We start from the raw sequence: 2,791 nt of genomic DNA, 5'->3' as shown, positions 1-2,791 counted from the left end.
TAGCAGGGCCTCCGGTGCGTTGGCGATCATCGCGTGCACGACGGGGGCACCGCAATAGTGCGTCACCCCCCAGGCCCGCATCTGTTCGACGATGGCGGCGGCCTCCACCCGGCGCAGGCACACGTTGACGCCGGCGCGCGCCGCCACGGTCCAGGGGAAGCACCATCCGTTGCAGTGAAACATGGGCAACGTCCACAGATAGACCGGGTGCTTGGGCATGTCCCACTCCAGGATGTTGGACAGCGCATTGAGCGCCGCGCCCCGGTGATGGTAGAGCACGCCCTTGGGATTGCCCGTGGTGCCGGAGGTGTAGTTCAGCGCGATGGGATCCCACTCGTCCTCGGGCAACAGGCCCGGGAAGTCGGGGTCTCCGGTGGCGAGAACAGCGTCGTAGTCCTGGGCGTCCAGCCCGGTCTCGGTGTCCGCGGCGGCCGGGTCGCGGGCCACGATCAGCGGCAGCGGGGCGCGGTTCTGGCGCAGCGTCAGCGCCCGTCGCAGCACATCCGCATACTCGGCGTCGGCGATGACCGCGCGCGCTTGCCCATGATCGAGCATAAAGGCGATCGCAGCCGCATCGAGCCGCGTGTTGATGGCGTTGAGCACCGCACCGGCCCAGGGGACGCCGAAGTGGGCTTCGACCATCGGCGGCGTGTTGGGTAGCAGTACCGCGACGGTATCGCGCCGCCCGATGCCGATGCGCTGCAGGGCGCTGGCTGGGCGTCGGCAACGCTCGGCGGTCTGGCGCCAGGTCTGCCGAAAGGCGTCCGGTCCCGTTCCGTACACGATGGCCAGGCGGTCCGGGTACACCTCAGCGGTGCGCTCAAGAAAGGGCAGCGGTGTGAGCGCAAGGTGGTTGGCCGCACCGGGGCGCAGGCCGTGGTCGTCAATCGGCATGGCGCCAGTGTGGCGCAAGCCACTTACGCGATCAAGTCACTGGCCGTCGGGGCCCAGGGGCGGTCCCACTGCGCCGTCAGCGTCCCGTGTGCCGCCACCGCTTCGGCGACGGCGTGTTGCAGAGCCTCACCAGTGGCCCCAGTGGGCATGGACGCCAAGCGCGCGCCAATGAGGCCGGCCAGCAGGTCGCCGGTGCCTGCCGTGGCGAGTAGACCATCACCGCTGGGGTTGATGACAGGCGCTCGGTCAGGGGCGGCGATGATGGTGCCGCTGCCCTTGAGCACGACGATAGCGCGCCAGCGCTGCGCCAGCGTTTGCGCGGCGTACAGGCGCTGCTGCTGCACGGTGGCAGGGTCGCAGCCCAGCAGCCGCGCCGCCTCGGCGGGGTGGGGGGTCAGCACAGTTACCCGGTCCTGCGTAGCGCGCTGCGCCCACGGTGGTGCGGCGTTGGCACCGGCGCTGCCGCTGGCCAGGACATTGAGCGCGTCGGCATCCAGTACCAGCTGTGGCGCCTCGGCCAGCAGCCACGGCAGCCAGGGCGCCAACGCCGCGCCCCCGCCGCATCCGGCCACCACCACCGCGCGCGTGTGCAGTGCGTCGTCCAGGGCGGCCTGTACGGACCGCAGCATCAGCCCCGGTGCGCCCGGGTCGAGCGCGGGGACATGGTCGGCCGCAGCGGGCAGTGCCACCCACACGCGGCCCGCACCGCCGCGCAGCGCCGCGCGGCCGGCCAGCACCGCCGCCCCCACCATGCCCACGCCGGCGCCCCCGGCAGCGGGTTGACCGCCCACCACCAGCACGTCGCCGCGCGCGCCCTTGTGGCTGTCGTGCGCCGCGCGCAGCGCCGCCACGCGGGGCCAGCCGGTGGGCGGGGCGGTGTAGGCGTCGGGCGGCGGGTCGCCGGCTTCGGGCGTCACCCCCAGATCGTCGAACCACAGCGCCTCGCCGCAGGCCGCCCGCCCGGCCCCCGTCCACAATCCGGTCTTGATGGTGAGCAGCGTCAGCGTGATGCGTGGCCCGGTGGGTCGTGGCGTAGCCGCCGACCACCAGCGACCGCTGTCCGCATCCAGCCCGCTGGGCACGTCGACACACAGGGTCGGGGCGGGACAGCGTTGCAACCAGTCCAGCGCGTCGGCCGTCGGCCCCTCCACGGGGCGTGACAGCCCCAGGCCGAGCAGGGCGTCGATGACCAGATCCAGATCATCTGCGGGAGGCGCGGCGATGCTTTCGACCCCGGCCGCCAGCGCCCCCGTGCGCGCCCAGCGCGCATCGTCCGGCAGACGGTCGGCATCCCCGACGAACCAGACGCGGATGCGCGCGCCCAGCGGGCCGAGCGCGTGGTGCAGGAGCGCAGCGGCATGCCAGCCGTCGCCGCCGTTGTTGCCACCCCCGGCCAGCACCAGGATGTCGCGCGCGTGCGGCTGCCAGGCCCGCGCCAGGCGAGCCACGGCGACCCCGGCGCGCTGCATCAGCGCGTGGGTGGGCAGCGCGGTGGCGGCGCGCTGCTCGATCGCGCGGCTGGCGCGGCTGCCGTACAGGGGCAGCGGATGGGGATGGCGGTCGATGCGCAGCATGAAGGCAGTATATAATCCAAAAGTTTTGCGCTCGCCCACCTGCTTCACAAGTGGTGATGAAGAGTGAGGGCGAGAGGCGACGTCGCAACGCGGGGTGCAATCCGCGAGTTGCCCGCTGGCGCAAAACAAATCGCGAGTCGGCTCATCCGGGTGTTGCGCCGCAGGTGGCGCGATGCGGGCCGGCTTCAGACCCAACCTTTGGAGCTTTGCATCATGTCGATTTCCATGCGCGAGATGCTGGAAGCCGGTGTCCACTTCGGGCACCAGACGCGCTTCTGGAACCCCAAGATGGCCCCCTACATCTTCGGCCATCGCAACAAGAT

3 protein-coding genes are annotated in these 2,791 nt (G+C 71.7%); 1 reads left to right on the top strand and 2 read right to left on the bottom strand.

The annotated features are described in order from the left end of the window. Together V7Z54_RS09730 and V7Z54_RS09725 are read right to left on the bottom strand one after the other, a co-directional pair. The coding region (locus tag V7Z54_RS09730; RefSeq protein WP_334136199.1) for an AMP-binding protein at positions 1-894 on the bottom strand (894 nt) is incomplete at its 3' end. 23 nt (positions 895-917) lie between these two features. Next, on the bottom strand, positions 918-2,468 hold the full coding sequence (locus V7Z54_RS09725) for an NAD(P)H-hydrate dehydratase (RefSeq protein WP_334136197.1): 1,551 nt from the start codon (positions 2,466-2,468) through the stop codon (positions 918-920). Positions 2,469-2,666: 198 nt separating this feature from the next. Between V7Z54_RS09725 and V7Z54_RS09720 the strand changes: the two genes are divergently transcribed. After that, a partial coding sequence (locus V7Z54_RS09720) for a 30S ribosomal protein S2 (RefSeq protein ID WP_443082470.1) occupies positions 2,667-2,791 on the top strand: 125 nt, incomplete at its 3' end.

It is taken from the genome of Tepidimonas sp. (assembly GCF_036824975.1).
In the GTDB taxonomy this organism is placed as follows: Bacteria; Pseudomonadota; Gammaproteobacteria; order Burkholderiales; family Burkholderiaceae_C; genus Tepidimonas.
The sequence above is the reverse complement of the archived record's forward strand: the minus strand, read 5'-3'. Positions and strand labels throughout refer to the sequence as shown.

What these genes read in the sequence shown, in the direction of transcription:
- V7Z54_RS09725 (WP_334136197.1), bottom strand. Translation starts at nt 2,468, where the DNA reads ATGCTGCGCATCGACCGCCATCCCCATCCGCTGCCCCTGTACGGCAGC.